Annotated in this window: 33 protein-coding genes and 4 pseudogenes; 21 read left to right on the top strand and 16 right to left on the bottom strand. The window is 59.3% G+C overall.

All coding sequences use genetic code 11. The features are described from left to right. Positions 1 to 127: 127 nt before the first annotated feature. The 4 genes and pseudogenes from G7020_RS22250 to G7020_RS22235 all read right to left on the bottom strand — a co-directional run. Positions 128 to 1,271: pseudogene (locus G7020_RS22250) on the bottom strand (type I restriction-modification system subunit M); the annotation flags it as partial. Between the two features lie 215 nt (positions 1,272 to 1,486). After that, entirely contained in the window at positions 1,487 to 3,079 is a 1,593-nt protein-coding gene (locus tag G7020_RS22245) for an ATP-binding protein (RefSeq protein WP_219852804.1), read from the bottom strand. Between the two features lie 67 nt (positions 3,080 to 3,146). Next, a complete protein-coding gene (locus tag G7020_RS22240; protein ID WP_043218891.1) occupies positions 3,147 to 3,353 on the bottom strand; it encodes a helix-turn-helix domain-containing protein in 207 nt (68 codons plus the stop codon). Between the two features lie 608 nt (positions 3,354 to 3,961). Next, entirely contained in the window at positions 3,962 to 4,699 is a 738-nt protein-coding gene (locus G7020_RS22235; RefSeq protein WP_181087064.1) for a hypothetical protein, read from the bottom strand. Between the two features lie 129 nt (positions 4,700 to 4,828). Between G7020_RS22235 and G7020_RS22230 the strand changes: the two genes are divergently transcribed. Beyond that, on the top strand, positions 4,829 to 6,403 hold the full coding sequence (locus tag G7020_RS22230; RefSeq protein ID WP_181087063.1) for an AAA family ATPase: 1,575 nt from the start codon (positions 4,829 to 4,831) through the stop codon (positions 6,401 to 6,403). A gap of 6 nt (positions 6,404 to 6,409) precedes the next feature. On the opposite strand, the gene G7020_RS22225 is transcribed toward G7020_RS22230, so the two are convergent. Genes G7020_RS22225 through G7020_RS22205 form a run of 5 tightly spaced genes read right to left on the bottom strand, consistent with a single transcriptional unit; the run spans position 6,410 to position 8,870 of the window. Further along, positions 6,410 to 6,679 (bottom strand): hypothetical protein, encoded by a 270-nt coding sequence (locus G7020_RS22225; protein WP_017936950.1) that lies wholly within the window; start codon positions 6,677 to 6,679, stop codon positions 6,410 to 6,412. Further along, a complete protein-coding gene (locus tag G7020_RS22220) occupies positions 6,666 to 7,142 on the bottom strand; it encodes a putative molybdenum carrier protein (protein WP_023446985.1) in 477 nt (158 codons plus the stop codon). Before G7020_RS22220 ends, G7020_RS22225 begins: the two co-directional genes overlap by 14 nt. Beyond that, positions 7,139 to 7,555, bottom strand: a complete 417-nt coding sequence (locus G7020_RS22215; protein WP_043218884.1) for a hypothetical protein — start codon at positions 7,553 to 7,555, stop codon at positions 7,139 to 7,141. The genes G7020_RS22220 and G7020_RS22215 overlap by 4 nt, the downstream gene beginning before the upstream one ends. After that, positions 7,552 to 8,196 carry a hypothetical protein gene (locus G7020_RS22210; RefSeq protein WP_046720606.1) on the bottom strand — a complete coding sequence of 215 codons (645 nt, stop codon included), beginning with the start codon at positions 8,194 to 8,196 and terminating at the stop codon, positions 7,552 to 7,554. Before G7020_RS22210 ends, G7020_RS22215 begins: the two co-directional genes overlap by 4 nt. A 17-nt stretch (positions 8,197 to 8,213) precedes the next feature. Further along, complete coding sequence (locus G7020_RS22205) at positions 8,214 to 8,870, bottom strand: hypothetical protein (RefSeq protein WP_181087062.1); 657 nt, start codon at positions 8,868 to 8,870, stop codon at positions 8,214 to 8,216. Between the two features lie 143 nt (positions 8,871 to 9,013). Between G7020_RS22205 and G7020_RS22200 the strand changes: the two genes are divergently transcribed. Next, a complete protein-coding gene (locus G7020_RS22200; RefSeq protein WP_017245572.1) occupies positions 9,014 to 9,253 on the top strand; it encodes a helix-turn-helix domain-containing protein in 240 nt (79 codons plus the stop codon). A 177-nt stretch (positions 9,254 to 9,430) separates the two neighbouring features. On the opposite strand, the pseudogene G7020_RS22195 reads toward G7020_RS22200, so the two are convergent. The 3 genes and pseudogenes from G7020_RS22195 to G7020_RS22185 all read right to left on the bottom strand — a co-directional run. Beyond that, positions 9,431 to 10,241, bottom strand: a pseudogene (locus tag G7020_RS22195) (ISL3 family transposase); the annotation flags it as partial. 128 nt (positions 10,242 to 10,369) lie between these two features. Then, on the bottom strand, positions 10,370 to 10,891 hold the full coding sequence (lspA, locus tag G7020_RS22190; RefSeq protein ID WP_008930575.1) for a signal peptidase II: 522 nt from the start codon (positions 10,889 to 10,891) through the stop codon (positions 10,370 to 10,372). 53 nt (positions 10,892 to 10,944) lie between these two features. After that, positions 10,945 to 11,313 carry a nitrilase-related carbon-nitrogen hydrolase gene (locus G7020_RS22185; protein WP_258189440.1) on the bottom strand — a complete coding sequence of 123 codons (369 nt, stop codon included), beginning with the start codon at positions 11,311 to 11,313 and terminating at the stop codon, positions 10,945 to 10,947. 246 nt (positions 11,314 to 11,559) lie between these two features. On the opposite strand from G7020_RS22185, the pseudogene G7020_RS24200 reads away from it, so the two are divergent. Continuing rightward, positions 11,560 to 11,676: pseudogene (locus G7020_RS24200) on the top strand (type II toxin-antitoxin system RelE/ParE family toxin); the annotation flags it as partial. A gap of 195 nt (positions 11,677 to 11,871) precedes the next feature. Further along, positions 11,872 to 12,087: a co-regulatory protein PtrA N-terminal domain-containing protein gene (locus tag G7020_RS22180; RefSeq protein ID WP_017849619.1), complete on the top strand. Its 216-nt coding sequence runs from the start codon at positions 11,872 to 11,874 to the stop codon at positions 12,085 to 12,087. A 162-nt stretch (positions 12,088 to 12,249) separates the two neighbouring features. On the opposite strand, the gene merR (G7020_RS22175) is transcribed toward G7020_RS22180, so the two are convergent. Beyond that, positions 12,250 to 12,690, bottom strand: coding sequence for an Hg(II)-responsive transcriptional regulator (gene merR / locus G7020_RS22175; protein ID WP_003131870.1), 441 nt, complete (start codon positions 12,688 to 12,690; stop codon positions 12,250 to 12,252). 71 nt (positions 12,691 to 12,761) lie between these two features. On the opposite strand from merR (G7020_RS22175), the gene merT (G7020_RS22170) reads away from it, so the two are divergent. The 9 genes from merT (G7020_RS22170) (at position 12,762) to yidD (ending at position 17,872) form a co-directional block, all read left to right on the top strand. Then, positions 12,762 to 13,112 (top strand): mercuric ion transporter MerT, encoded by a 351-nt coding sequence (merT, locus tag G7020_RS22170; RefSeq protein ID WP_033869416.1) that lies wholly within the window; start codon positions 12,762 to 12,764, stop codon positions 13,110 to 13,112. Positions 13,113 to 13,125: 13 nt separating this feature from the next. Beyond that, positions 13,126 to 13,401, top strand: coding sequence for a mercury resistance system periplasmic binding protein MerP (gene merP / locus G7020_RS22165; RefSeq protein WP_003131872.1), 276 nt, complete (start codon positions 13,126 to 13,128; stop codon positions 13,399 to 13,401). A 71-nt stretch (positions 13,402 to 13,472) separates the two neighbouring features. Continuing rightward, a complete protein-coding gene (merA, locus tag G7020_RS22160; protein ID WP_034036508.1) occupies positions 13,473 to 15,158 on the top strand; it encodes a mercury(II) reductase in 1,686 nt (561 codons plus the stop codon). Between the two features lie 35 nt (positions 15,159 to 15,193). Beyond that, a complete protein-coding gene (gene merG, locus G7020_RS22155; RefSeq protein ID WP_033869423.1) occupies positions 15,194 to 15,847 on the top strand; it encodes a phenylmercury resistance protein MerG in 654 nt (217 codons plus the stop codon). Positions 15,848 to 15,930: 83 nt separating this feature from the next. Further along, positions 15,931 to 16,569: an organomercurial lyase MerB gene (merB, locus tag G7020_RS22150; RefSeq protein WP_033917449.1), complete on the top strand. Its 639-nt coding sequence runs from the start codon at positions 15,931 to 15,933 to the stop codon at positions 16,567 to 16,569. Further along, positions 16,566 to 16,907, top strand: a complete 342-nt coding sequence (gene merD / locus G7020_RS22145) for a mercuric resistance transcriptional repressor MerD (protein ID WP_033869424.1) — start codon at positions 16,566 to 16,568, stop codon at positions 16,905 to 16,907. Before merB ends, merD (G7020_RS22145) begins: the two co-directional genes overlap by 4 nt. Further along, positions 16,900 to 17,070 (top strand): transcriptional repressor, encoded by a 171-nt coding sequence (locus G7020_RS24395; RefSeq protein ID WP_196484667.1) that lies wholly within the window; start codon positions 16,900 to 16,902, stop codon positions 17,068 to 17,070. The genes merD (G7020_RS22145) and G7020_RS24395 overlap by 8 nt, the downstream gene beginning before the upstream one ends. Next, positions 17,070 to 17,543 carry a phosphoribosyl-AMP cyclohydrolase gene (gene hisI, locus G7020_RS22135; RefSeq protein WP_034389874.1) on the top strand — a complete coding sequence of 158 codons (474 nt, stop codon included), beginning with the start codon at positions 17,070 to 17,072 and terminating at the stop codon, positions 17,541 to 17,543. Before G7020_RS24395 ends, hisI begins: the two co-directional genes overlap by 1 nt. Further along, a complete protein-coding gene (gene yidD / locus G7020_RS22130; protein WP_034389870.1) occupies positions 17,540 to 17,872 on the top strand; it encodes a membrane protein insertion efficiency factor YidD in 333 nt (110 codons plus the stop codon). The genes hisI and yidD overlap by 4 nt, the downstream gene beginning before the upstream one ends. A 3-nt stretch (positions 17,873 to 17,875) precedes the next feature. Here the strand turns inward: yidD and G7020_RS22125 are convergent, their stop codons facing one another. From G7020_RS22125 to merR (G7020_RS22115), 3 genes and pseudogenes are all read right to left on the bottom strand, one after another. Then, entirely contained in the window at positions 17,876 to 18,292 is a 417-nt protein-coding gene (locus tag G7020_RS22125) for a SufE family protein (RefSeq protein WP_033869425.1), read from the bottom strand. A gap of 210 nt (positions 18,293 to 18,502) precedes the next feature. Then, positions 18,503 to 19,327, bottom strand: a pseudogene (locus tag G7020_RS22120) (IS256 family transposase); the annotation flags it as partial. A 33-nt stretch (positions 19,328 to 19,360) separates the two neighbouring features. Next, positions 19,361 to 19,834: an Hg(II)-responsive transcriptional regulator gene (gene merR / locus G7020_RS22115; RefSeq protein WP_054889723.1), complete on the bottom strand. Its 474-nt coding sequence runs from the start codon at positions 19,832 to 19,834 to the stop codon at positions 19,361 to 19,363. Between the two features lie 52 nt (positions 19,835 to 19,886). Here merR (G7020_RS22115) and merT (G7020_RS22110) point away from each other — a divergent pair, with 52 nt between their 5' ends. The 8 genes from merT (G7020_RS22110) (at position 19,887) to G7020_RS22075 (ending at position 24,090) form a co-directional block, all read left to right on the top strand. Continuing rightward, positions 19,887 to 20,237 (top strand): mercuric ion transporter MerT, encoded by a 351-nt coding sequence (gene merT, locus G7020_RS22110; protein WP_023102385.1) that lies wholly within the window; start codon positions 19,887 to 19,889, stop codon positions 20,235 to 20,237. 13 nt (positions 20,238 to 20,250) lie between these two features. Then, a complete protein-coding gene (merP, locus tag G7020_RS22105; protein ID WP_003131880.1) occupies positions 20,251 to 20,529 on the top strand; it encodes a mercury resistance system periplasmic binding protein MerP in 279 nt (92 codons plus the stop codon). 12 nt (positions 20,530 to 20,541) lie between these two features. Beyond that, positions 20,542 to 20,976 (top strand): organomercurial transporter MerC, encoded by a 435-nt coding sequence (gene merC, locus G7020_RS22100; protein WP_003131881.1) that lies wholly within the window; start codon positions 20,542 to 20,544, stop codon positions 20,974 to 20,976. 32 nt (positions 20,977 to 21,008) lie between these two features. Beyond that, on the top strand, positions 21,009 to 22,688 hold the full coding sequence (gene merA, locus G7020_RS22095) for a mercury(II) reductase (RefSeq protein WP_031633059.1): 1,680 nt from the start codon (positions 21,009 to 21,011) through the stop codon (positions 22,686 to 22,688). 20 nt (positions 22,689 to 22,708) lie between these two features. After that, complete coding sequence (locus G7020_RS22090; RefSeq protein ID WP_017849615.1) at positions 22,709 to 23,128, top strand: hypothetical protein; 420 nt, start codon at positions 22,709 to 22,711, stop codon at positions 23,126 to 23,128. Further along, positions 23,125 to 23,487 (top strand): mercuric resistance transcriptional repressor MerD, encoded by a 363-nt coding sequence (gene merD, locus G7020_RS22085; RefSeq protein ID WP_017849614.1) that lies wholly within the window; start codon positions 23,125 to 23,127, stop codon positions 23,485 to 23,487. The genes G7020_RS22090 and merD (G7020_RS22085) overlap by 4 nt, the downstream gene beginning before the upstream one ends. After that, positions 23,480 to 23,716 (top strand): broad-spectrum mercury transporter MerE, encoded by a 237-nt coding sequence (gene merE, locus G7020_RS22080; protein WP_017849613.1) that lies wholly within the window; start codon positions 23,480 to 23,482, stop codon positions 23,714 to 23,716. The genes merD (G7020_RS22085) and merE overlap by 8 nt, the downstream gene beginning before the upstream one ends. A gap of 161 nt (positions 23,717 to 23,877) precedes the next feature. Continuing rightward, positions 23,878 to 24,090, top strand: coding sequence for a DUF3330 domain-containing protein (locus G7020_RS22075; protein WP_032805095.1), 213 nt, complete (start codon positions 23,878 to 23,880; stop codon positions 24,088 to 24,090). Positions 24,091 to 24,411: the final 321 nt, after the last annotated feature.

The following is a 24,411-nucleotide window of genomic DNA, read 5'->3' as shown; positions in this document are numbered from 1 at the left end:
ACCCCGCACCTTGCGATGCCTCGTTCCATTGTCGAAGGCGCTCTTGATTCAGCCTTCTAGATTCACCCGGTGACACGGGTGGTTCCCACCAAGGGGAACAACTTCATTAAGCGACTTCGTGTCGCACTTCGACGTAGTTGTTGTCCACCAGATACTGGCGGATTTTCTGCTCGGCACCGCCCCGGTAGAAGATGCCGGGGAAGCAGACGATCGCAGCGCGGCCCTTGCTGGACAGGTAGCTGAGCGCGTGCAGCACAAAGGCAAAGTCGGCCTTGGACTTGGGCGCAAGCACACCGGCCGGGGCGAAGCGTTCGTCGTTGATCAGCGTCGGGTCGTCGCTGCCGATCCACTTCACCGAATAGGGGGGGGTTGGAGACGATGGCGTCGAAGGGCTTTTCGTCGCCAAAGTGCGGCTCGGTCAGCGTGTTGCCGAGCTGGATGTTGAACTTGTCGTAGTTGATGTTGTGCAGGAACATGTTCATCCGCGCCAGGTTGTACGTGGTGTGGTTGATTTCCTGCCCATAGAAGCCTTCTTCGATGATGTGGTCGTCGAACTGCTTCTTGGCTTGCAGCAGCAGCGAGCCGGAACCGCAGGCCGGGTCGTAGATCTTGTTGATGCTGGATTGCCCATGCATCGCCAATCGGGCAATCAGCTTGGAGACCTGCTGCGGGGTGAAGAACTCGCCGCCGGATTTCCCCGCATTGGCCGCGTAGTTGGAAATCAGGAACTCGTAGGCATCGCCGAACAGGTCGATGTGGCTGGCGTCGAACCCCCCAAAATCCAGCTCCGCCACCCGTTTGAGCACCTTGGCCAAGCGTTCGTTCTTGTCTTTGACGGTATTGCCCAGGCGGTTGCTGGTGGTGTCGAAATCCGCAAACAGCCCTTTGATGTCGTGCTCGGACGGGTAGCCGTTCGCCGAGGCTTCGATGGCCTTGAAGATATTGGCAAGGTCCGTATTCAGGCTTTCGTTGGTGCTGGCCTTGGCCACGACGTTGACGAACAGCTGGCTGGGATAGATGAAGTAGCCCTTGGTCTTGATGGCGTCATCCTTGGCGGCCTCGATGCTCTCCTCATCGTCTGCCATGGCGGCGTAGTCCACGCTCGCGTCTCCGCCAGTGATATAGTCGGTGAAGTTCTCGCTGATGAAACGATAGAACAGGGTGCCCAGTACGTATTGCTTGAAGTCCCAGCCATCGACGGCACCGCGCACGTCATTGGCGATATCCCAGATCTTGCGCTGTAGGGCGGCGCGCTGTTCATTGCTTGTCATTTTAAAGTCCTGTTTCGATTCGTTGAGCCCTGCTCAGGCGCAATGCTTGAGCAGGAGTAAATGGGTTGTTACGGCAATAGGGCCGCGTTCTATCTCCCGGCCTTCTTCACCTTGGGTCGATAGAAATCCTTGATTCTTCAGGCGGTCACCAACATATCGCCCGGCTTCTATCGCCCGCCTATCGACGATAGTGCGCAGGTTGTCCGATAGGCTGCTCATGCCACCGCCCAGTAGCGCCGCCAGCGCTTGTTACCCTCAAAGCGGACTTCCCCGCGCCCGATCAGCTCTTCCAGCGCGCGCTTGACTTGCTTGGGATGGATTTCGCCGCCGACGCGCTGGTGAATGTCGCTGATGGCCGACCTGGGGTAGCGCTGCAGGTCTTCCAGTACCAGCGCGGCCAAGCGGTGTGGCTCAATGCGTTTGAGGGTGGTTTCGCCGGTGAACTGGAGGCTGCGCAGCAAACTGGGGTCAACAAAGTAGCGTGTTGCCTGGGTACGCCCGGCGCTTTGTACCAACTGCCAGTCCAGTAGGCGCTTTAGCCAAGGTTGCAATGCTTCAACCGACGGCAGCTCAAGCGAGGTTGCCAGCTCGCGTGCCGTCAGCGCATCGTGCTGCGCCAACAGGCCCAATGCGATCCGCTCGCGCTGCGTGAGCTGATAGGTCTGGTCTGCTTTTGCAATGAAGTCGATGATCTCGGGCTTGAGGATGCGGCGGCGCACCGTCACCTGCACGCGGTCGTGGGTCTCGATCAACTCGGGAGCCGGGCGGCCTTGCGAGAGCAGCACTTCGAAGATCTTGTCGAAGCCGCTGCCTTCCCGCTCCATCAGTCTCAAGTCATGGAACAGGCGTGCCAGGTGTTCGTTGCGGCGTACCGTGGTGTGGAGGATGTTCCGCGGCGAGACGCCCAGCGGCAAAGGTCCGGGGTTGACCACTTCCAGCCGGTCCGAATGTAGGTTCAGGAAGATGTCGCCGCGCTGGGTGTAGGGGCGGTGTACCAACGCGTTGACCAATAGTTCGCGCACCACGATCTCATCGAAAGCGGGCACATTCTGACGGTACAGGCCATCAGGAAGCTCGTAGCGCTCGCGGAAGTCAGGCACCTCCTGCCAGACCGCTTCGATCAATTCCATCGGGCTTTGCGTGTGGTCGTCCCAGACCAGCTTGTTGACCTTCTGTCCGTGCTCGTCGTACTTGATGAACTGGATGACCGGAGCGGTGGTCAGTTGAGCACGATGATGCTGGCGACCGAGACTGAGCACGCCCAGATTGGTGAGGTTCGGCCCTTGTGCGAGCTGATAGTGATCGAGCAGTTCGTCGTCGGACTTCTCCTTCACGGAAGGCTTGACGCGATCCGATGCGCGCAAGGCTGCGAGCAGCCTGTCGCGTTTGGCGACATCAATCTCGGTACGTGGAACATGCAGGGTGGTTTGCGTTTCCCACGGCAAGGCGGAACGCTCGCTGGCCAGGCGCATCACGTCATCGCCCGTCACGGGCTTGCTTTGATCGGCCACGCGCAGGAAGTAGCGGCCGTCCGTGGTGGACGCAACGGCCATGGCGCGCGGAATTCGCAATTCGATGTATTGGCCACCATTTGGGGCGGTAGTGATATCCGGCAGCACCGTCACGTTGACGGTGCGCTCTGCCAGCTTGCGGCGCAATGTGTCAGGCAGGTCTGGAGGGACACGCTGATCGGCGGGAGGCTCCCTCTGGCCATCCTCGATCCCCAGCAGTAGGCGGCCACCGGTTGCATTGGCAAAGGCAATGCAATCCTTAGCAATTTCGTTCCAGTCCGCCGTCTTGCCAGTCACGGCCCGCAAGGACTTTTGGTCAAGGAGTTGCCCTTCCAAGCTCACGCGTCACCTTCCCCTGCTGGATTCATTTTTGTTCGCTCCCATCGCCCGATTCTTCATCGGCACCTCCCGCTCGTACCCACTCATCCACTTCCGAGAGCTGGAACTTCCACAGCCGCCCTACGCGGTGCGCGGGCAGACCCTTGCGCTCGCGCCAGCGGTACACGGTGTCCTTGGCCACGCCCAAGTGCTGGGCGACGTGCTCGGCGGTAACCCACGGTTCTGTGCTCATGTCGATGGCGCTCGGAGGTTGCGATTGAAAGTCGTCTTAAATCGTCTGAAGTCTACCATTTAGGTGCTGTGGAAGCATCCCGATTGCCTTTGACTGCGTTCGCTGTAAGTTGAATGTGGTAACAAAGGGCGCAGCACCACACTGTCACCACCATGGCTACACACTGTCGCCATAGGGTGACCACATTGTCGCCACCATCCTTGCCACCCATTCAACACATTGTTCGCACAAGGTTGCCACGTTGTTGCCAGCATGCCGCCACACTGTTTACACAGTTAGCCGGCAGCCCGACCTGATCGCACAGATAATTTTTGCTGGTCACAAAGCGCCATGCCACGTTACTCCCTCGCCTGGGCACAAGATAAGCAATAACAGTCAAGGGATTTGGAATGCACGCCCGCCGATGTTGGTATGTACGCAATCGGAAATAGGACTTCTGGTGCCTGACCATGTGCCCGAACAGCAGAGCGTTGGAAAGAAAGCAATGCACAATCAGTATGTACGCAAGCCTAAATAGGGAGTAACGGGGCATGTGACCAGCTAAAAGTCATTGCGATCAGCGCCGCAGGATTTGGAAACCCGATGGCTGGAAACAGCGCATTTTTTGTCTACTCAGTTGGCGGCATGTCCGCATTGCCGCCGCTGCGGAAATGGGCGTCAACTACGCGGGCGATGTCAGCAGGTTGTGCTCCTGCGTTGAATGCAAAGCGCAGCGCCTGCTCCAATCGTTGCCAACCTTGCGGGGAAGCAATATTGCTATCAACAGTTTCGCTCAGACGGAACATCAGCCCTTCCAGCAGCTCTTCGTCCCCCACGTCCGCAGCAGCCTGCTCCGCCAGTGCCAAAAGTGCGCTACGTGCTGACTCAAGTGATTCACTTGGCACCCCGGCCAATGCCGTAGGTGTGGTGATGACACGATCCACCCTGACGACTGTCGCCAAATCAAGGGCTTGATCGACGCCCGGCTCGATCTCCATGCGGATCAGCACATCGCCAGCCAACAGAAAGCGGGTCTTGATAAGCCCCGGCTGCTCATCCTGAAACAACCACACCGACTGCTTGTCGGCCAGCAGCTTGCCTAGCACGAGCTTGCTGTCATCCAGTGCCCCACGATCCTGCCACTGGTGCAACACGTCGGTACGCAGGCGCCCGCCTTCCACACCGAGGTGGTGCAACAGGCCGACTAGTCGTTTGGCGGAGATCACCTGCTCCTTACCACGTAGCCAGACCGAGAGGTTGGCAGTGCGGATACCGGTGGCTTCAGCGATCCGCCCCAGCGTTTCCCCGCGCAGTCGTATCAAGGCGGCGGCAAGGGCTGGCAATTGTTCGGGGGCAAGGGTTGGCATGTCGGGCTCTGTGAATTCACTGTAAATCACTATAAGACTTATTGGCCGACAAGACGAGAGTGAGGAGTTTGGCGATTCGCGCAAGCCGATGTTATAGTAATTTATAGTTAGGCTATTTTGGAGGCCATCATGCGTAAGCCAAAGCAAGCCCGTCCGTTGCGCCTGCGGGAATACGAAGCAGCCATTGCTGCACTCAAGGAGCAGCATCCCTGGCTTGCGCGGCAAATCGTCGAACCCGCGCCGGGGCATTTGGCAGTGGTGGCACATCTGTTTGCCCAGGTGGAATGCCTGCTGCCGCCCACAGTGCTCGCACTCAAGGGCTCACTGTCAGTGAGCTGCAACCGGGATCGCTTGGCCATTCATTACCAGCCGCCGCGACGCCACAGCGAACGTGCAGCAGCAGTGTTCGATCTGATTGCCCAGACCAAGCACCTTTCGCTGCAAAAATGCCCCGTTTGCGGTGTACAGGTTGTCGGGGACGGCATCCGTCCGCAACGCTGTCCGCAACACGACGGCATCCAAGGATTGTTTGCCGAAGAAGTGCGCCGCAGCCGCCAGCTCATCGTCGAACAGGGGGTACAGCAGGTAGTGCACGATCTGGGTAAGGTGACGACTGAAGATGTACGCGCCGCCATGGCTGTTGAGGATGAGCCAGTCCCGAGTGAAGCCAAACCGGAACAGGTTCAGGAGCAGCCGACAGAAACCGCTAAATCAATACTCTTGCCGAGCATCGTCTTTCTCGATGAAGCTGGGCTGGAGGCGTTCGTGGATCGCCACCGACCGAAAGGCGACGACAAGTTCAAGCGCGCGCAGGCGATGGCGGAGCGGATCAAGCGGGCGGGCCATGGTAGCCGCCAACTGGGCCTGCTGCCCTCGGACTGGAAAACCCTTCTGGATGAGTTCGCGCTGGCTTTTCCAAACTTCCATGAACTGGCCGAGCTGATGCGTGATCACTTCGCCTTGTCCAGTCTGGGCGATGGCCGGGTGTCCTGGCCTGCCGTGTTGCTGGTCGGCCCGGCGGGCATCGGCAAAACCGAGGCGGCACGCTGGCTTGCCGATCAGCTCGTGCTACCGTTCCGGGTCTTCGACATGGCGAGTACGCAATCAAGTTCGCCGCTCGCCGGTTCCGAATCATTTTGGAGCAATTCCGAGCCAGGCCAGCTTTTCGAGCTGCTGGCCTACCAGCCGCTGGCTAACCCGGTGGTGGTGCTCGATGAGCTGGATAAGGCCAGCAACGGGCGACCGCAATACGATCCGCTGGCGGCGCTCTATACCTTGCTGGAACCGCGCAGTGCGCGGAATTTCATCGACCTGTCGATCCGTGATTTCTCCATCGACGCCAGTCATGTCAATTGGATGGCGACCGCGAATGAGCTGGAAGCGATTCCAGGGCCGCTGCGCTCACGGCTGACAGTGCTGCACATTCAACCGCCCAAGCCGGAGCAGGTCAGAAGCATTGCGCAGTCGATCTACAACCGGCTCCGCGACGAGTCCAGCTGGGGCACAGCTTTTGCCGATCGACTGGGTGATGATGTCCTGTCCCGTCTGCAAGCCTTGCCGCCGCGCAGTGTGCGTCTGGTTCTGCAGCGGGCCTTGGGCTCGGCAGCTCGTGATGACCGAGGAGTCGTCCAGGTGCAAGACATCAGGCCGCTGGTGGAGATCAGCCGCCGTGGCGTTGGCTTTGTCAGCGAGGGATGGAATTGAGGTTGCTCAGCGTTGTCCGGATAGCCAGGCCGCACCGGCGGCCAGTGCATCGGCCTCGCTGGGGTAAGTGGTCGATGGGCCGCTGATGATGCAGGGCTTGGTTTCGCCGTCGCCTTCCACCGTCCACAGCTCCCAGGTTCCGTCATTTTTCCAGCTAGGGATGGCGGTGTAGGGTTTGTCTTTCAGCGCAGCCAGCGCGGCATCCACTTCGGGACGGATCTGCAACTCACCCGAGTAGATATAGGGTGTCGCGCAGCGGGCATCAGATCGGCTCATGTTCCTTGCTCCAAAAAAGCTCCAGTAGTGCGCTCGCCTGCAGGTAGATACCGGGGTTGCGTGCTTCACTCGGGCCAGCAATGTTGAGAATAGCGACGGGATGGCTAAGCAACCAGTCTTGCCATGCCGCCAACAGCTCTTCTGCAGGGTCATGCAAATCGCACAGCAGTAGCGGCTTGCCGTGTCCCGTCGCCAGATCGCGAGTGAGCAGGCTGCCACCTTCGATCCTGTCCCGGTAAATGATCAGTGTGGCATCAGCGTCCAGCACATTGCGTTTGGTGCGCTGGCGATAACCGCTGGATTCGGTCTCCATCAACTGGTAGCGAGCATCCAGTACGCCATCAGCGGCCCGTCGGCCTGCCGGGCACCAGCCGCCGTGCGGAATCTGCCGGGCAATGGCGAAATCCAGCGCCGCCCGGTCTACGCCGGTCTGGCCGCCGGAGAGGATGCGCTGAATGCTCACCCTTGCCCCGTTGCGGCGACCGTGCAAGTCACTTGAACCTCTGCGCTGGGCTGATCTGCCGAGAGCTGGCCGATGCGCCCGCGCTGGCTGGCAAGCTTCAGTTGCTTGCGCACCTGTTCCAGGCTGCGCTTTTCGATCACTGCGGTATAGCTCGCACCCAATTCACCATCCGGGTCGATGAACAGCTCGATACGCGTCACCGGCAACCCGAACACTGTGAAGCTGCGTGCCGGTGTCAGCGACCAACTGCCGGGAGCATTGGGCGCAATGCCGTCCAGTACGTGCAACGGCAAGGCTTGACGGCATTCCACGGCGGCGACGATGGCTGGCTCGATCCGCAACCAGTGGTTGAGGTCTGGGGCAGTGCCATCCATCAGCATCACTGGCATGGCCGCCAGCAGCAACGCTTTCATCCCTTGATGTTCCTGATCCAGAAGCGGCGGTCATCGACCGTGAAGTTGGGGTCATAGCCGACCAGCGTCAACAGTGAACCGACATAGTAAAGGCCGAACTGATTCATCAGCCAGCGTTCCATCGCTGGGTCGCCGGGCAACTTACTGTACGGTGGGATTGGGCCGTCGCTGCGAACCTGACCACTGGTTTTTCCGGAGATGGAAAAGCTCTTCCAGGTCAGCACGAAATTGTTCGACTGTTTCGGCAACTCCGGTGCGCAAAGCGACAGATTGCTGAAGCGCTCGGAGCGCTTGGCGTCGTGCCAGAGCACTGCGTCAAAGTGAATGCAATCGCTGGCTTTGAGCGTGAGGCTGCGGGTCAGCGTCATCTGATCAGCCGGAATTTGCAGATTGCTGATCACCACCTTGGGCCACTCCGGGGCGCGACCGTCGGTAGACAGATTGTGGCGCAAGGCGTTATGCAGTGGAGTGCCCAGCAAGCTGTTGCGACTTGCCGCGCTTGCGGGCGTAGCCGCTTGCGACAGACTGGTTCCAATGGAGTGTCCTAGTCCGTTCAGGGAATCCAACGCCCCCTGCATGTCGGTTGTGGCGCAGCCCGTCAATACAAAAGGCAGAAGCAGCAAGCTCCGGTAGTGTTTCATCGCAGTTCCTCGCGAGGTTATCCGTTGAAGAGGGTATTGAGCCGGGCGCACCAGGTTTCCGCCGCCCGACGGCTCATGGGAAAACTGAGCACTGGTCGTTGCGGATCGGCGGTTTGCAGCTCGATGGCGAAGTTTTTGGCGCGTACCGTGCGCTCGAAGGTCGGCACGCTCATGCCGCTGGCGTTGACCTGACGGCTGCCGCCGTTCATCTCCATGCTCTCGACCTCGCGCCAGGTCATCCGCCAACCAAGCAGCCAGGAGAAGTCGTGGATTCGCCAGGTTTCATCCACGATTGAACAGACAGCCAGTTTGCGATGCTGCCGGTCAAACACCAGAAAGGCCGGCGCGGGGTAGCCCAAGAGTTGTCCAGCATCGAATGACAGGCCCTGCTGGGCGTTGATTTTGGCGACAAGGGCCTGATAGCGAGCCTGCAAACGTGCCAGAAAGCGGAAGGACAGCGTGAAGATCGCCAGCGAAATCAGCAGATAGAGCATCAGCTCACTGGTCAGCAGCCCCCACAGCGACGTCTGTGACAGGCGCGCAGGCCCTATGCCGAACATCGCCAGTACAAGAATCAGCGTAAGACCAGCGGCAGCAAGACCTGAAAGCCCAGCCACCGGAACTGCCAGCCCCGCCGCCGCTCCCACCCCCGCAGTCTTCCAGACGCTTGCCATACGTCATTTCCCCCATTTTGTTACTCATAGAGGCCATTTTATGGGGCCTGCATTCAATTGTCACTCATAGTGCGGGTACTTATCGGGCGTAGCCCTATAGAGGGGGTACTCATAGAGTCATTTCTCTTTAAGAAGAGAGAAATATGGCCCTTGATCCCCGACTACGCTTCGGCCTGAAGCTGATAGAAATCAGAAAGACCAGAGGGTGGTCGCAAGAACGCCTGGCACTGGAAAGTGGCTTGGCGCGCAGCTACCTAGGGGGTGTTGAGCGTGGGCAACGCAACATCGCCTTACTCAACATCTTCAAGCTGGCCGAGGCGCTGGGGGTGGAGCCTTCAGTACTGCTGGAGGCACCGGCTGCCGGACAGGAGTCAGCTCCGTAACATCGTAGCGCTACGTTATCGTAACGTTACGATGTCGTCTGAAAGGAGCGAGTGGGCAAGACCACTGGGCAGGCCCACCGAAGGCATATTGGAAACAGCCGACGCCAAGTAGCCCTGCTATTTTTAAATGGGTATCCGGATTAAGTGGTTGATGGGCCTTCCAGCCCCATCCAACCCTTAGTCCTTCCAGAAGGTTGATAGATCGACACCGAAGTTCTTCTCAGGCTCGGGGAGTCCCATGTTGTAGGTCATGGTGGCTCTGCCCAGAAACGGGGATTCCTTGACTTGTGGCGCCTTCTTCTTGTGCTTGGTGGTATAGAGCATCCGGGCTCGCATTACCTCGAACGAATAGCCCCGGCCATCACGGTTTTTGTCCTTGGCTAGGCGGTTTATCGACTACGTGAAAGCGTTGGTGATCGGGATGTCGGTCTCAAAGTAGGTCAGCATCTCTTCACGCCAGCCACTGACGGCGCTGACGAGATCCTTCCAAACCTCCTTCTGCCCCTGAGGGATGTTGTCAATCCAGGTGGCGAGAGCCTGTTCGGCACCACGCCGATTGGTACAGTCCCAGATATGGTAGAAGCGCTCCTTGTGCTCGTAAGCCGCCAAGAGCTGGGGGGAATGCTCCTGTCCAGGTCTCCATGATGAGCCGTTCGCGGTCTGAAACGTCGTGAGCGCGCTTCAGCAGGATTTTCCGGTCACCTTTGAGGGTCCGGCGCTGATTGGGCTTCAACTCCTTCCTTAGGCCTTTGCGGATCTTCTCTAAGGCCTCGTTGGCCATGCGCACGACGTGGAACTTATCGACCACGATACGGGCCTGTGGCAGCACCGTCTGGAAGGCGCGGCGGTAGGGCTTCCACATGTCCATGCTGACGATCTCGACCTGGTGGCGGTTGGCCATGCTCATGAGGCGTCTTGTCACCCTCTCTTGCTGACGACCGGGTAGCAGGTCCAGCAGGGTGCGCTCTTCCAGATTGGTTAGGATGCAGCAGAGCCCTTGGCAGCAGTCGTGCATCAGGAACGTACAGCTGGCTCATGAAGGCGTGCCGCCTTATCAAGGCCCAGGACGCGCCTATTCCGGAAGTCAAGCATGCGATAGCGAAGACGCTAGGCGATTCAGCGGCGGCGGCTGCCTGGTTGATGTCGTATTTCCGCCCAAATAAAGAGGGCGACACCGAGGAAGATCCATACGTCCGCTAGGTTGAACGATGGCCAGTGCCACTGGGCATAGTGAAAATCGAGAAAATCCTCTACGTAGCCTAACCGCAAGCGATCTGCGACATTGCCCAACGCGCCGCCGAGGATCGCACTGAGGGCGAGCCGATAACTCAGTACGCGTGGTGAACGCCAAAGCCAGTACACCAGTAATATCGAGATAACCAGGGCCAGTCCGATGAAAAGCGGCTGCTGCCAACCGCCGACATCCGCGAGAAAGCTGAAGGCCGCCCCCGTATTGTGGCGGTGGACCCAATTGAAGAAGGGTGCGGCAGGCACGCTTTCACCATGCGCTAGCATGGTGCTGGCAAGGTACTTGCTTGCCTGATCGACAAACAGTAACAGGAGCGAGAGCCACAGCCAGCGCATCGCCTTTCCCGGCTCGTGGGCTTTCTCTGCGAGCCGACTGCCATAAGTAGACATATCCCCTTCCTCCTGACCCAATCTAGAATTTGCTCGCTGCTAAATAACAAGCGTCATGTACCCAACCGATGATGCCGACGAATTCGACGGAGCAGGAGCAGGCCGAGTCCGAGTGCGGTCAGGCCAAGGACAGGCCAATCCCGCCAGCGCACATAAGGGGGCGCGCCAGTTCGCGGTGTCACTTCGGCGCTGAGGGTGGCCACTTCGAACTGCGGAGCACGCTTGAGCACTTTGCCCTCATGATTGATGGCTGCTGTGATACCGGTGTTCGTGGCTCGAAGAAGGTCACGTCCGGTTTCGATGGCACGCATGCGTGCCATCTGGAAATGCTGGAGGGGGCCGAGCGAGCTGCCGAACCAGGCATCGTTGCTGACATTCACCAGTAACTGCGCTTCGGGCAGAAGCTGGGGGTTGGGGAGCAATGGAACTGAAAACCAACGTAAGCCGAATTAGAGTTCGTTTTACTCGTCAGCGACTGCGAATTAACGAACTTTGATTCGTGAGAAAGGTTTATTGCACTGATTTTCGGGTGTTGGTGACCTTTCCTCGCGATAGCGGAAACGGTTTCATAAAACGGTCGTTTTTCGAAACTATCCAGACGTTGCAAGGGTTTGCGGGGCAGCGACTGAGCTTAAGTGCACTTTCTGTTCCGTTGCTCCCCCAACCCCTATTTCCAGCAGCGAGGTGATGAATTCGTTTTGCTGTTGTGCGGCGGCGACAAAAGCAGCCAAAGCCGTGATATTGAAGCGGCTAAAAAACTCGCCAGCGAGTGGAGGTCAGAATGAGCGAAAAAATTTACGACTACGACCCAGCAGCAGCCCTAGACGGCCCTGAAGCAATCGCCGTCTTCATGGCGGAGCCCTGCCATTTCCTCTCAGCGCCATAATCCAGGACCTTCATCTCCTCTCTCCTTGATTCCGTACTTAACTACGGAGGTAGAGTTGAATCGTGGATCGAAAACCCGAGAGGAGATCGCCGTTATGAAACACCTAAGACTGCTGCTGGTAGTGGGTGCGACTCTGCTGTCATCCACCGTATGGGCCGAGGGCGGGAGCGACCGAGCGATTGAGCGAATTGCTGCACGCGAGAGGGCTGAAGCGACCCTGGTGGCGGAAACCGTCAAGGAGATTAAGCAACTGGGCCCCACGGCGGCAGGCCGTAGCGAAGCGCAGCCCGCCTGTCCGCCTGCAAAGTAGAGCCTGTGCTACTCGACCAGATGCAACGTGAGCCCACTCTGCTGAGGCGCGAGGGCAAATAGCAATACCAAACTGTGCCCTTTGCAAGTGCTCCTTTGGCCATTCAGCGGCGCTCATTGAGCGCCGCTTTTTTCTAAGCGCAAGCCGACCAACAGGGGCGCCTTACGCAACGGGAAATCCTCGGTTAACGCCCGAGTTGTCCCCATGCAGCGAAACGATCAGCGGACAGGAAACAGTCCCGTGGCTCGCACAACAGTCGTGAACCAGTTGCTCCAAAACTGACTCGATCCGTCGCAGATCCGCGAGCTTGCCACGCACATCCCCAAGCTTCTGCTCGGCGAGCACACGCGCTTCATCGCAGTGAGCACCGTCATCCAGCCTCAACAGCCCGGCCACTTCATCGAGGCTAAAGCCCAGCCGTTGCGCGGATTTAACGAATTTCACCCGGGCGACATCCGCCTCACCGTAACGGCGAATGCTGCCGTAGGGCTTGTCCGGTTCGGGTAACAGCGCCTTGCGTTGATAGAACCGGATGGTTTCCACGTTGACCCCGGCCGCCTTGGCGAAAGCGCCAATGGTCAGGCTTTCCAAATTGTTTTTCATACCGCTTGATTCCGTACATGACTACGGGACTAACCTTAAACCATCGATCAAATGCTCGAAAGGAGAAATGCATGTCTGAACCATCAAACGGGCGCGCCCCTCTTGTCGCCGGGGGGCTTGCGGCGATTCTCGCCTCGGCTTGCTGCCTGGGGCCGCTGGTTCTGATCGCCCTGGGGTTCAGCGGCGCTTGGATCGGCAACTTGACGGTGTTGGAACCTTATCGCCCGATCTTCATCGGCGCGGCGCTGGTTGCACTGTTCTTTGCCTGGCGGCGCATCGTCCGACCGACCGCAGCCTGCAAGCCGGGCGAGGTGTGCGCGATTCCGCAAGTGCGCACCACCTACAAGCTCATTTTCTGGTTCGTCGCCGTGTTGGTCTTGGTCGCGCTTGGTTTTCCCTACGTCATGCCATTTTTCTACTAACCAGGAGTTCATCATGAAAAAACTGTTTGCCTCCCTCGCTCTCGCCGCTTTCGTTGCCCCCGTGTTCGCCGCCACCCAGACCGTCACGCTGTCCGTACCGGGCATGACCTGCTCCACCTGCCCGATCACCGTCAAGAAGGCGATTTCCAAGGTCGAAGGCGTCAGCAAAGTTAACGTGACCTTCGAGACACGCGAAGCGGTTGTCACCTTCGATGATGCCAAGACCAGCGTGCAGAAGCTGACCAAGGCCACCGAAGACGCAGGCTATCCGTCCAGCGTCAAGAAGTGAGGCACTGAAAACGGCAGCGCAGCACATCTGACGCCCTTGTCTGCTACCACAAACGAAAAAGGATCTGTCGCATGACCCATCTAAAAATCACCGGCATGACCTGCGACTCGTGCGCGGCGCACGTCAAGGAAGCGCTGGAAAAAGTACCCGGCGTCCAATCTGCCATAGTGTCCTATGCCAAGGGCGCGGCCCAGCTCGCCCTTGATCCAGGCACAGCGCCGGACGCACTGACCGCCGCCGTGGCTGGCCTGGGCTACAAAGCGATGCTCGCCGATGCCCCGCCGACCGACAACCGCACTGGGCTGTTCGACAAGGTGCGCGGCTGGATGGGTGCCGCCGACAAGGGCAGCGGCGGCGAGCGCCCGTTGCAAGTCGCCGTGATCGGCAGCGGTGGAGCCGCGATGGCGGCAGCACTGAAGGCCGTCGAGCAAGGCGCGCAGGTCACGCTGATTGAGCGCGGCACCATCGGCGGCACCTGCGTCAACGTCGGTTGTGTGCCGTCCAAGATCATGATCCGCGCCGCCCACATCGCCCATCTGCGCCGGGAAAGCCCATTCGACGGCGGCATGCCACCCACACCGCCGACGATCTTGCGCGAGCGGCTGCTGGCCCAGCAGCAGGCCCGTGTCGAAGAACTCCGTCATGCCAAGTACGAAGGCATCCTGGACGGCAATTCAGCCATCACCGTTCTGCACGGTGAAGCGCGTTTCAAGGACGACCAGAGCCTTATCGTTAGTTTGAACGAGGGTGGTGAGCGCGTCGTGATGTTCGACCGCTGCCTGGTCGCCACGGGTGCCAGTCCGGCCATGCCGCCGATTCCGGGCCTGAAAGAGTCACCCTACTGGACTTCGACCGAGGCCTTGGTCAGCGACACCATTCCCGAACGCCTGGCCGTCATCGGCTCGTCGGTGGTGGCGCTGGAACTGGCGCAAGCCTTCGCCCGGCTGGGTAGCCAGGTCACGATCCTTGCGCGCAGCACGCTGTTCTTCCGCGAAGACCCTGCCATCGGCGAGGCCGTCACAGCCGCCTTCCGTGCCGAAGGAATCAAGGTACTGGAACATACGCAAGCCAGCCAAGTCGCCCATGTGGACGGCGAATTCGTGCTGACCACTGGACAGGGCGAAGTGCGCGCCGACAAGCTGCTGGTCGCCACCGGCCGGACACCGAACACGCGCAGCCTGGCATTGGAAGCGGCGGGGGTAGCCGTCAATGCGCAGGGGGCCATCGTCATCGACAAGGGCATGCGCACCAGTAGCCCGAACATCTACGCGGCCGGCGACTGCACCGACCAGCCGCAGTTCGTCTATGTGGCGGCAGCGGCCGGCACTCGTGCGGCCATTAACATGACCGGCGGCGACGCAACGCTCGATCTCGACGCTATGCCGGCAGTCGTGTTCACTGATCCGCAAGTTGCCACGGTTGGCTACAGTGAAGCAGAAGCCCAGCGCATCGGCCTGCAAACCGACAGTCGTACTCTCACGCTCGACAATGTGCCGCGTGCACTCGCCAACTTCGACACGCGCGGCTTTATCAAGCTTGTCGCTGAGGCTGGATCTGGACGCATTCTTGGGGTTCAGGCTGTAACACCGGAAGCAGGCGAGATCATCCAGACTGCCGCGATTGCCATCCGGGCTCGCATGACCGTCCAGGATCTTGCCAACCAACTTTTCACCTACCTCACCATGGTGGAAGGTCTCAAACTGGTGGCACAGACTTTCTCGAAGGATGTGACACAGCTATCGTGCTGTGCGGGCTAAACCAAGGACACGAAAAGAGCGACAGAGGAGTTTTTATGTTTTGCGATATTAGACTAACAGCACGTTGCACCCGTGCATGCTTAACCATTCTGTTGGCGGGTACTGCAGCGTTTGGCTTGTCAAACAATGCGCTGGCGGCCTACGACTTTTCTAAGCTGGGAGCAGCGATCGAAACATTGGCGCCGGAGACCGTCGACGGCTGGGAAAAGAAAGCGAGGGCGGGCGATGCCATGGCGCAGAACATCATGGGTCTTGCCTACAAATGCGGTATGGGCGTAAAACAAGACCATGCTGCATCGATCCAGTGGTTTCGCAGGGCGGCCGAGCAGGGTGAAGCTGATGCGCAGTTCAACCTGGGGCGCCTCTACGCAAGCGAAGTCGACGGTATGTATAAGAAAGGGCGTGCGGCTCCTGCCGACGATGCACAGGCGTTCAAGTGGTACCGCCTCTCTGCCGAGCAGGGACACACGCAGGCTCAAGTCAGGCTGGCTCAACTGTTTGCGAAGGGGCTCGGTGAGGTCGCGCGCGACCAGGTTCAGGCCTACAAGTGGATGAGTCTGGCAGCAGCGTCAGGAGAACCAACGGCAGCAAAAGTCATTGCCGACTATGCGGCTCAAATGAAGCCCGAACAGGTGCAGCAAGCGCAATTGCTGGTCCAGGAATGGAAACGCCGGCAAAGCGCACGCTGACGTGATCTTTGAAAAGCGCGGCATGTAATCGCCAAGGGTGGGTTTATGCCGCGTAACCGCTGCTTGGATGTTGGAGGTGGAAATTGGACAAGACTATATATTCCAAAAAGATTGCCGAGAGCCTCTCATCTGGCAATCATCCAGAAGAGTTCGCAACCCTCTTCGTCACCCTGCTTCGTCAGCTTGTGATGGGAAGGCCTGTGTCACGCGAAGCGCTCGGCACCGCACTCGGATGGTCTGGGCAGAGGGTTGCAACTGTACTTGAGCCGGCGCCCGGTACCGAATATGACGAGCAGGGCAATATCATTGGACTGGGCCTGACGCTACGCGAAACCCCTCACGTTTTTGAAGTGGATGGCCGCCGTTTATACACCTGGTGTGCGCTCGACACCTTGATGTTTCCCGCTTTGATTGGCAAAACAGCCCGTGTCACGTCGCGCTGTGCTGCCACCGGCAGGCCGATTACGCTCACAGTTGCGCCAGAAGCAGTGCTTCAGGTTGAACCGGCGGAAACAATGGTGTCTCTGCTAACGCCGGATGCTTCACCCGACATTCGCTGTTCCTTTTGCTGTCATGTGCATTTTTTTGCATCGCCTTCTGTTGCAAATGCATGGGCTTCGACGCACCCGGGGATAGAGCTCGTGCCTGTCGAGAATGCATTCGGTCTCGGACATCTGATCGCGCATAAGCTGTTAGAAGACAGCGAGCGAAACACGGCATGAATGCCTACTCGATTTCGAAGCTTGCTGAAGATGCAGGCGTAAGCGTGCATGTTGTGCGCGACTACTTGATGCGCGGGTTGTTGCATCCCGCCTGGCGAACCGAAGGTGGCTACAACGTTTTCGATGCCAAAACACTGGAACGGTTGCGTTTCCTGCGCGTGGCCTTCGAGTCGGGACCCAGGCTCGACGAGTTAACGCGACTTTGCAGGGCGTTGGATGCAGGCGATAGCAAGTGCGTACACGGATGTGTCGAGCAACTGCGTCGGAAGATCGATGTGCGCCGAAAAGAGCTGATGGTGATCGAGACCTCTTTAGGCGAGTTGGCGTCCAGTGCATAACCTCACTATCTGTCGCCAGTGCGGCTACGTCGAAGAGCTGCACCTTGATGAAATTAGCGATCAGCTTGCCGCCCTGGCCCAGCGCCAAGGCTTCAACGTTGAGCGCCAAACGATTGAGCTTCAGGGCTTATGTCAAGCATGCCGATCCGTGAGTAATGCCTAATGTCCCAATTTGATGAACTCGCCCCTCAACAGCTTTTTAAGGCGTTAGAGTCAGCGACCACAACAGCTTCCCTGCCCAAGCTTGCAACGCTACTAGATGCCATTCGCTTTAATGAAGACGGCCTGATTCCCGCCATTGCCCAGCAACATGATACGGGCGAAGTACTGATGATGGCGTGGATGAACCGAGAAGCCCTGGAAGAGACGTTAACAACGCAGCGAGTTTGCTACTTCTCACGCTCGCGCCAAAAGCTATGGCGCAAAGGTGAGACATCAGGACAGCAACAGCGCCTTAAAAGCGCAGCGCTAGATTGCGATGGTGATACGCTGCTGGTTCAGGTGGAGCAAACTGGTCCCGCGTGCCATTCCGGCCGTCGCAGCTGCTTTTATGTGTCGCTCGGTGCAGACAGCGCCAAGATTACCAGCGAGCCGCTGATTGATCCGGCCACGCTATACGGTAAAAAAGCGCCGTGAAAAATTGGCTGTTCGCCATTAAACAGGTTTTTCTTAAGCTGCTAACAGCAGTGATGGTGGGCTGTATTCGCGTTTACCAATACACCATCAGCCCACTGCTTGGCCCTCGCTGCCGCTTCTGGCCAAGCTGCTCTTCCTATACCATCGAGGCCATCCAGGTGCACGGCCCTTTCAAAGGCGGCTGGATGGCTGTCAAACGCATCGTGAAATGCCACCCAGGCAGCCCAGGCGGCATGGATCCGGTGCCCGGTGGGCGCAGCGAAGCGCTCTGCCGTGAAAATGACGACCGCCCTACTGAGCGTTGCCGCTCAACCTTCTGCCGCCACTAACGTTTATCCTTGCTTAGCCACCTGATAGATACGCTCTAACATGGCGTGCAGGCCGTTACTGCGCGTGGGTGAAAGGTGCTTATCAAGCCCGAGATCTTTCAAGAAATGCGGCTCGGTCTGATTGATCTCTTCGGCTGTGCGCTCACTATAGATACGCAGCAATACGGCAATTAACCCTGATACGATGGCAGCATCCGATGTAGCCTTGAACACCAGTTTGTCGCCTGCCTGTTCATGGCACGTCCACACGTTGGATTGGCAGCCTTGGATTTTATATTCTTCCGTACGACGCTCCTCCGGAAAGTCAGGCAGCTGCTTTCCCATATCAATAATGTACTGATAACGGTCCATCCAGTTATCAAACATCTCAAACTCTTCGACCAGCTCCTGTTGGGCTAGCTCTGCGCCTGAAGTTGCCATGGCGTATCCTTTGCGTTGATGAATCACAGTCGCGGCTATTATAACGTTTCAGCCCCTGCTTTTGGGGGCGTTTTCAAGCGGTGGCGCTGCTGCTCTTGATGCCACTCATCGGCTTCGGTGTGCAAATAACGGCTGGTGGTATCTAGCTTGGCATGGCGAGCGCTTTCCGCTAAGTAACGCGAGTTATTGTCAAATTCTGTGTATGGCCGGTCAGGCGGCAGTCCTGTCTGACTGATCGGTCAAGGGTTCGCCGTCCTTGAACTGGACGTTGTTCACGACCAGCTCCAGCTTGTTGAACCCCTTGATCCGCTTCCAGCGCTTCTGGGCGCTCTGAAGCAGCTTGAAGACCATCGCCAGGGTCGTCGCTCTGGAGCCGCAGTTCCGGCTGCGCTTGCTCCGCAGGCGGACCGTGGCGAAGGTCGACTCGATCGGGTTGGTGGTGCGGATATGCACCCAGTGTTCTGCCGGGTAGTCATAGAACGCCAGCAGCTCCTCCCGATCCTTGGCCAGGCACTCCATGGCTCTGGGGTACTTGGCCTCGAAGCGTTTCACCGTGCGATCGAAAGCCTTGTGCGCCTCATCGCGGGTCTCGGCCATCCAGATCTCATGGAGGTCGGCCTTGACCTTGGGCTGCACGGATTTCGGCAGTTTATTCAATACGTTGGCAGTCTTATGGACCCAGCAGCGCTGGTGCTCGGTCTCTGGATAGACCTTGCTCAACGCCGCCCAGAAGCCCATGGCGCCGTCGCCAACCGCTAGCTTGGGGGCCGTCGTCAGCCCGCGCTCGCGTAGCCCCGTGAGCAGCTCTTTCCAGCTGGCCTCTGACTCACGCTGCCCATCCTCGACGACGACCAACTCCTTGCGGCCCTGCTCAGTGACGCCGATGATCACCAGCAGACACAGACGGTCATCCATGCGCACGTTGCTGTACACGCCGTCTGCCCACCAGTAGACGTAGCGCTGCTCTGATAAGCCCCGCTTCTGCCACTCGGCGTGCTCAGCCTCCCACTGCTTCTTGAGCCGCGACACAGTATTGGGGTCGTCTCAGAATTCGGAAAATAAAGCACGCTAAGGCGTAGTCACCCCGTGACTCCCCCGCGCCGATGCAGCGAGCTTCGTTCCGTCTTGCAGTGACGCAATCAGCGGGCAGGAAACGTTCCCTTTCCGCGCATGGCAGGCGCACACCAGTTCAGACAGCACGGCCTCCATGCGTGCCAAGTCGGCCATCTTCTCGCGCACATCCTTGAGCTTGTGCTCGGCCAGGCCGCTGGCTTCCTCGCAATGGGTGCCATCCTCCAGCCGCAGTAGCTCGGCGATTTCGTCCAGGCTAAAGCCCAGCCGCTGGGTCGATTTCACGAACCGCACTCGTGTTACATCCGCCTCGCCATAGCGGCGAATGCTGCCATAGGGCTTGTCTGGCTCCGGCAGCAGGCCCTTGCGCTGGTAGAACCGGATGGTCTCCACATTGACCCCGTCCGCCTTGGCAAAAACGCCAATGGTCAGATTCTCCAAATTTTTTCCATATCGCTTGACTCCGTACATAACTACGGAAGTAAGCTTAAGCTATCCAAACCAAATTTGAAAGGGCAAGCGTATGTCTGAACCTCAAAACGGGCGCGGGGCGCTCTTCACTGGCGGGCTAGCCGCCATCCTCGCCTCGGCTTGCTGCCTGGGGCCGCTGGTTCTGATCGCCCTGGGATTCAGCGGGGCCTGGATCGGTAACCTGACCGTGCTGGAACCGTACCGCCCGCTCTTCATCGGCGCGGCACTGGTGGCGCTGTTCTTCGCCTACCGGCGCATTTTCCGCCCCGCTCAAGCCTGCGCACCGGGCGAGGTCTGCGCCATCCCTCAGGTACGTACCTCCTACAAGCTGCTGTACTGGCTGGTGGCGGCCTTGGTGCTGGTCGCGCTCGGCTTCCCCTACATCCTTCCCTTGTTCTACTGATCAGGAGTTCACCATGAGAAAACTGCTCGCATCCTTAGCCCTCGCCAGCCTGGTCGCCACACCCGTCTGGGCGGCCACGCAGACCGTCACCCTGGCGGTGCCGGGCATGACCTGCGCCGCCTGCCCGATTACGGTGAAGACGGCGTTGACCAAGGTCGATGGCGTGACCAAGGCTGAGGTGAGTTTCGAGAACCGCGAGGCCATCGTCACCTTCGACGATACCAAGACCAATGCCCTGGCGCTGACTAAGGCGACCGAGGACGCTGGCTATCCGTCCAGCGTCAAGCAATAGGAGGGACTTCCGATGGCAAATCCTCTCAATCTGTTCACGCGGATCGGTGACAAAGCCGGCTCCGTCGGCGTGCTGATTTCTGCCATAGGCTGCGCCATGTGCTTTCCCGCCCTTGCTAGTCTGGGGGCCGCGTTCGGTCTGGGCTTTTTGAGCCAGTGGGAAGGCCTGTTCATCACCACGCTGCTGCCTCTGTTTGCTGGACTGGCTCTGCTCGTCAATGCCCTCGGCTGGCTCAATCATCGGCAGTGGCGACGGACTGCGCTCGGCCTGATCGGTCCTACCCTGGTACTGGCAGCGGTATTTTTTATGCGGGCTTATGGCTGGCGGAGCGGTTGGCTGCTCTATATCGGCCTGGCCCTCATGTTTGGGGTGTCGATATGGGATCTCGTGTCGCCCGCTCATCGCCGTTGTGGGCCGGATGCCTGTCCGACGCCGCCAAACCAGTGAACCTGACAAGAGACGATCTAATGAGTAACGAAATGACCGAACTGAAAATCATTGGTATGACCTGCGCCTCCTGTGTCGTGCATGTGAAAGAGGCCTTGGAGAAGATTCCGGGCGTGCATCGGGCGGATGTTTCCTACGCCAGCGGGAAGGCCGAACTGAAGGTCGACGAGGGCGCAAGCCGTGAGCAGATGCAGGCCGCTGTCGAGGCCCTGGGGTATCGAGCGGCGTTCGAAGACGCCATGGTACAAGCCCGTCCTGGCCTGCTCGATAAGGCACGGGGTTGGTTGAGCAGCACTGACGCCGGGAAAGAGGGCGACAAGCTCCACGTCGCGGTCATCGGCAGTGGTGGCGCCGCCATGGCGGCCGCGCTCAAGGCGGTGGAAGGCGGTGCCCGCGTCACCCTGATCGAGCGCGGCATCATCGGCGGCACCTGCGTCAACGTGGGCTGCGTGCCCTCCAAGATCATGATTCGTGCCGCGCATGTGGCCCATCTGCGCCGCGAGAGCCCGTTCGACGCCGGGCTTTCCGCCATGACGCCGACCGTCCTACGCGAACGTCTGCTCGCGCAGCAACAAGACCGTGTCGCCGAACTGCGCCACGCCAAGTACGAAAGCATCCTGGAGAGCACGCCGGCGATCAGCGTGCTGCGCGGCACCGCCCGTTTCCAGGACGGCCACACGCTCAGCGTGAAACTGGCCGAGGGTGGCGAGCACATCGTAGCCTTCGACCGCTGCCTGGTCGCCACCGGCGCAAGCGCGGCCGTTCCACCGATTCCAGGACTGAAAGACACGCCGTACTGGACCTCAGACCAGGCACTGGCGAGCGATACAATCCCTAAGCGGCTCGCCGTGATCGGCGCCTCCGTAGTGGCAGTGGAACTGGCGCAGGCCTTCGCCCGGCTGGGTAGCGAGGTCACGATCCTGGCACGCAGTGCGATGTTCTTCCACGAAGACCCGGCCATCGGCGCGGCGGTGACGGAGGCCTTCCGTATGGAGGGCATCGAAGTGCTGGAGCAAACGCAAGCCAGCCAGGTGTCCCACGCCAACGGCGAGTTCGTACTGGCCACCAACCATGGTGAGTTACGTGCCGACCAACTGCTCGTCGCCACCGGCCGCACGCCCAATACCCAGGGCCTGAACCTGGAAGCGGCCGACGTGCAGCTGGACGAGCGCGGCGGCATCCAGATCGACGAGCGCATGCGCACCAGCGCAGCGGATATCTATGCGGCCGGCGACTGCACCGACCAACCGCAGTTCGTCTACGTCGCGGCAGCGGCTGGCACCCGCGCGGCAATCAACATGACCGGCGGCGAGGCCAAGCTCAATCTCGACGTCATGCCGGCCGTGGTGTTCACCGATCCGCAAGTGGCCACCGTCGGCTACAGCGAAGCCGAAGCGCAGCACGCCGGGATCGAAACCGACAGCCGCACCTTGACCCTGGACAACGTGCCGCGCGCGTTGGCCAACTTCGACACGCGGGGTTTCATCAAGTTGGTTGCCGAAGCGGGCTCCGGCCGACTGCTGGGAGTGCAGGCTGTGGCCCCGGAAGCAGGAGAACTGATCCAGACGGCGGTACTCGCCATCCGCAACCGTATGACCGTGCAGGAATTGGCTGACCAGTTGTTCCCCTACCTGACGATGGTCGAGGGACTGAAACTCGCCGCACAGACCTTTAACAAAGACGTCAAACAATTGTCCTGCTGCGCAGGGTAATGAGAGAGGGAGGTTGAAACATGAGCAACACGGCAGACGATCTCGGTAGGTGCGACAGCCTACGCAAGACATGGCAGTTGGTCAGCTTCTGGGGCCTGCCTGCCGTCGTGGCGACGATAGCGATTGTTCTGTCTAATCGACGCCCCGCGTTGTTCCTGGCAGCAGGCGCCGCGCTGGCCGTGATGGGCGGCGCCTGCCTGGTCAACGCCACGCGTTGTCGCCGCCTTCACTGCTACATAACGGGGCCTCACTTCCTGTTGCTCGCAGTTGGTGCGCTATTGGCTTATGTGTTTGACCAAAACGGCGAGCATCTCTCCAGGTTGTGGCTGCTACTGGCTCTGGGAGCTGCACCGTTGCTCATCTGGCTACCTGAGCGCCTAGCCGGAAGGAAATATCTGAGCGCCCCAGTTTGCGGTGAAGGTCGGGAGTGTCGGCGATGAATGCCTACTCCATATCCAGATTGGCCGAGGACGCGGGCGTCAGTGTCCATATAGTCCGAGATTATATGCTGCGCGGCTTGCTGCACCCCGCGCGGCGCACGGAAAGCGGTTACGGCATTTTCGATGAGCGGTCCCTGGCGCGGCTGTGCTTCGTACGTGCCGCCTTTGAGTCCGGTATCGGGCTCGACGAATTGGCGCGGCTCTGTCGAGCGCTCGATGCAGACGATAGTACCGATGTGATCGGGTGTATCGACCGCTTGCTTGGGCAAATCGCGACCCGGCTGGCAGCTTTAGACGCAGTGAAAACGGAGTTGGCCGGGCTGACTCATCGTGCCATCGAAGGTCACACCCATGCGTAATACCAACCAATCCGAATCAATCAAGATGCCCCGCTGGCACGCCTACACGTGGGGTGTGCTCGCCGCGCTCACTTGCCCCTGCCATCTGCCGGTGCTGGCATTACTGCTCTCGGGGACTGCGGCCGGGGCCTTCGTCAGCGAGCATTGGAGCCTCGCGACGCTCGTGCTGACGGTTCTCTTCGTCCTCTTCCTGAGAGCGGCTCTACGGGCCTTTCGGAAGCGGGCGTGACCCGCTCGGAGCACGGCGCGGTCTCCGCTGCCGAGTTGCGGCAGGCTTGGGAGCGTTGGGAATTGTTGCTGCACTGCCAGCCGCAGGTCGATCTGCGCGCAGGTTCGATCGCAGGTGTGGAAGAGTTACTAGGTTTTCTTGGACGATGGAGAAACCCCATCATGAACGCAAACGACACCCCCACTATCAGTTGCTGCGAATGTTGCAAGGAAATTTCCCTTGACGCCGCACTGACGCCGGAAGGTACCGAGTACGTCGTGCACTTCTGTGGCCTTGAATGCTATCAGCGCTTCATATCGCGCGCGGATAAGAGAGCGGCATCCGAGCCTGATCACCCCTGCACACCAGAGGTCAGTACCCGTCACGACGACTAATCTTTGCCTCTGGAAAGTGGCTCTGGTTTTTTTTAGAAAGCGTGAGTCCATTGAGATTTAATGCAAGTCCGCTCGTGGCTAATGTAAGCCCGAAGGCTTCGTCAGTAGTTTTATCTAGGCCGATGCCCGGGAGGATGGCAGCGTGCCTACAGGGCGTCAAAACCGGCTACCCAGAGTCAAATTCACCCCACAGTTGAATCGCCCCGGGTTTTGTGGAGGCCGTTTCGTTTAAGTCAGGCCGCCATGGCCTGACCTGCTTGTTGCTGGTGGAAGTTTGCCTCAGCCTCCGCAGGCGGGATATATCCGATTGAGCTCAGCAGG

This window comes from Stutzerimonas stutzeri, from assembly GCF_013522825.1.
Lineage (GTDB): Bacteria > Pseudomonadota > Gammaproteobacteria > Pseudomonadales > Pseudomonadaceae > Stutzerimonas > Stutzerimonas stutzeri_AK.
Note: the sequence above shows the minus strand (reverse complement) of the source record. Positions and strands in the feature narration are given on the sequence as shown.

What these genes read in the sequence shown, in the direction of transcription:
- G7020_RS22205 (WP_181087062.1), bottom strand. Translation starts at nt 8,870, where the DNA reads ATGGCAAGCGTCTGGAAGACTGCGGGGGTGGGAGCGGCGGCGGGGCTG.
- G7020_RS22090 (WP_017849615.1), top strand. Translation starts at nt 22,709, where the DNA reads ATGAGCAACACGGCAGACGATCTCGGTAGGTGCGACAGCCTACGCAAG.
- merA (WP_034036508.1), top strand. Translation starts at nt 13,473, where the DNA reads ATGACCCATCTAAAAATCACCGGCATGACCTGCGACTCGTGCGCGGCG.
- merR (WP_054889723.1), bottom strand. Translation starts at nt 19,834, where the DNA reads ATGTACGGAGTCAAGCGATATGGAAAAAATTTGGAGAATCTGACCATT.
- merE (WP_017849613.1), top strand. Translation starts at nt 23,480, where the DNA reads ATGCGTAATACCAACCAATCCGAATCAATCAAGATGCCCCGCTGGCAC.
- G7020_RS22200 (WP_017245572.1), top strand. Translation starts at nt 9,014, where the DNA reads ATGGCCCTTGATCCCCGACTACGCTTCGGCCTGAAGCTGATAGAAATC.
- G7020_RS22225 (WP_017936950.1), bottom strand. Translation starts at nt 6,679, where the DNA reads ATGAGCCGATCTGATGCCCGCTGCGCGACACCCTATATCTACTCGGGT.
- merT (WP_023102385.1), top strand. Translation starts at nt 19,887, where the DNA reads ATGTCTGAACCTCAAAACGGGCGCGGGGCGCTCTTCACTGGCGGGCTA.
- merA (WP_031633059.1), top strand. Translation starts at nt 21,009, where the DNA reads ATGACCGAACTGAAAATCATTGGTATGACCTGCGCCTCCTGTGTCGTG.
- G7020_RS22075 (WP_032805095.1), top strand. Translation starts at nt 23,878, where the DNA reads ATGAACGCAAACGACACCCCCACTATCAGTTGCTGCGAATGTTGCAAG.
- merG (WP_033869423.1), top strand. Translation starts at nt 15,194, where the DNA reads ATGTTTTGCGATATTAGACTAACAGCACGTTGCACCCGTGCATGCTTA.
- hisI (WP_034389874.1), top strand. Translation starts at nt 17,070, where the DNA reads ATGTCCCAATTTGATGAACTCGCCCCTCAACAGCTTTTTAAGGCGTTA.
- merR (WP_003131870.1), bottom strand. Translation starts at nt 12,690, where the DNA reads ATGAAAAACAATTTGGAAAGCCTGACCATTGGCGCTTTCGCCAAGGCG.
- G7020_RS22125 (WP_033869425.1), bottom strand. Translation starts at nt 18,292, where the DNA reads ATGGCAACTTCAGGCGCAGAGCTAGCCCAACAGGAGCTGGTCGAAGAG.
- G7020_RS22240 (WP_043218891.1), bottom strand. Translation starts at nt 3,353, where the DNA reads ATGAGCACAGAACCGTGGGTTACCGCCGAGCACGTCGCCCAGCACTTG.
- merD (WP_017849614.1), top strand. Translation starts at nt 23,125, where the DNA reads ATGAATGCCTACTCCATATCCAGATTGGCCGAGGACGCGGGCGTCAGT.
- G7020_RS22210 (WP_046720606.1), bottom strand. Translation starts at nt 8,196, where the DNA reads ATGAAACACTACCGGAGCTTGCTGCTTCTGCCTTTTGTATTGACGGGC.
- G7020_RS22215 (WP_043218884.1), bottom strand. Translation starts at nt 7,555, where the DNA reads ATGAAAGCGTTGCTGCTGGCGGCCATGCCAGTGATGCTGATGGATGGC.
- lspA (WP_008930575.1), bottom strand. Translation starts at nt 10,891, where the DNA reads ATGTCTACTTATGGCAGTCGGCTCGCAGAGAAAGCCCACGAGCCGGGA.
- G7020_RS22230 (WP_181087063.1), top strand. Translation starts at nt 4,829, where the DNA reads ATGCGTAAGCCAAAGCAAGCCCGTCCGTTGCGCCTGCGGGAATACGAA.
- G7020_RS22180 (WP_017849619.1), top strand. Translation starts at nt 11,872, where the DNA reads ATGAAACACCTAAGACTGCTGCTGGTAGTGGGTGCGACTCTGCTGTCA.
- merP (WP_003131872.1), top strand. Translation starts at nt 13,126, where the DNA reads ATGAAAAAACTGTTTGCCTCCCTCGCTCTCGCCGCTTTCGTTGCCCCC.
- merD (WP_033869424.1), top strand. Translation starts at nt 16,566, where the DNA reads ATGAATGCCTACTCGATTTCGAAGCTTGCTGAAGATGCAGGCGTAAGC.
- merC (WP_003131881.1), top strand. Translation starts at nt 20,542, where the DNA reads ATGGCAAATCCTCTCAATCTGTTCACGCGGATCGGTGACAAAGCCGGC.
- G7020_RS22235 (WP_181087064.1), bottom strand. Translation starts at nt 4,699, where the DNA reads ATGCCAACCCTTGCCCCCGAACAATTGCCAGCCCTTGCCGCCGCCTTG.
- merT (WP_033869416.1), top strand. Translation starts at nt 12,762, where the DNA reads ATGTCTGAACCATCAAACGGGCGCGCCCCTCTTGTCGCCGGGGGGCTT.
- merP (WP_003131880.1), top strand. Translation starts at nt 20,251, where the DNA reads ATGAGAAAACTGCTCGCATCCTTAGCCCTCGCCAGCCTGGTCGCCACA.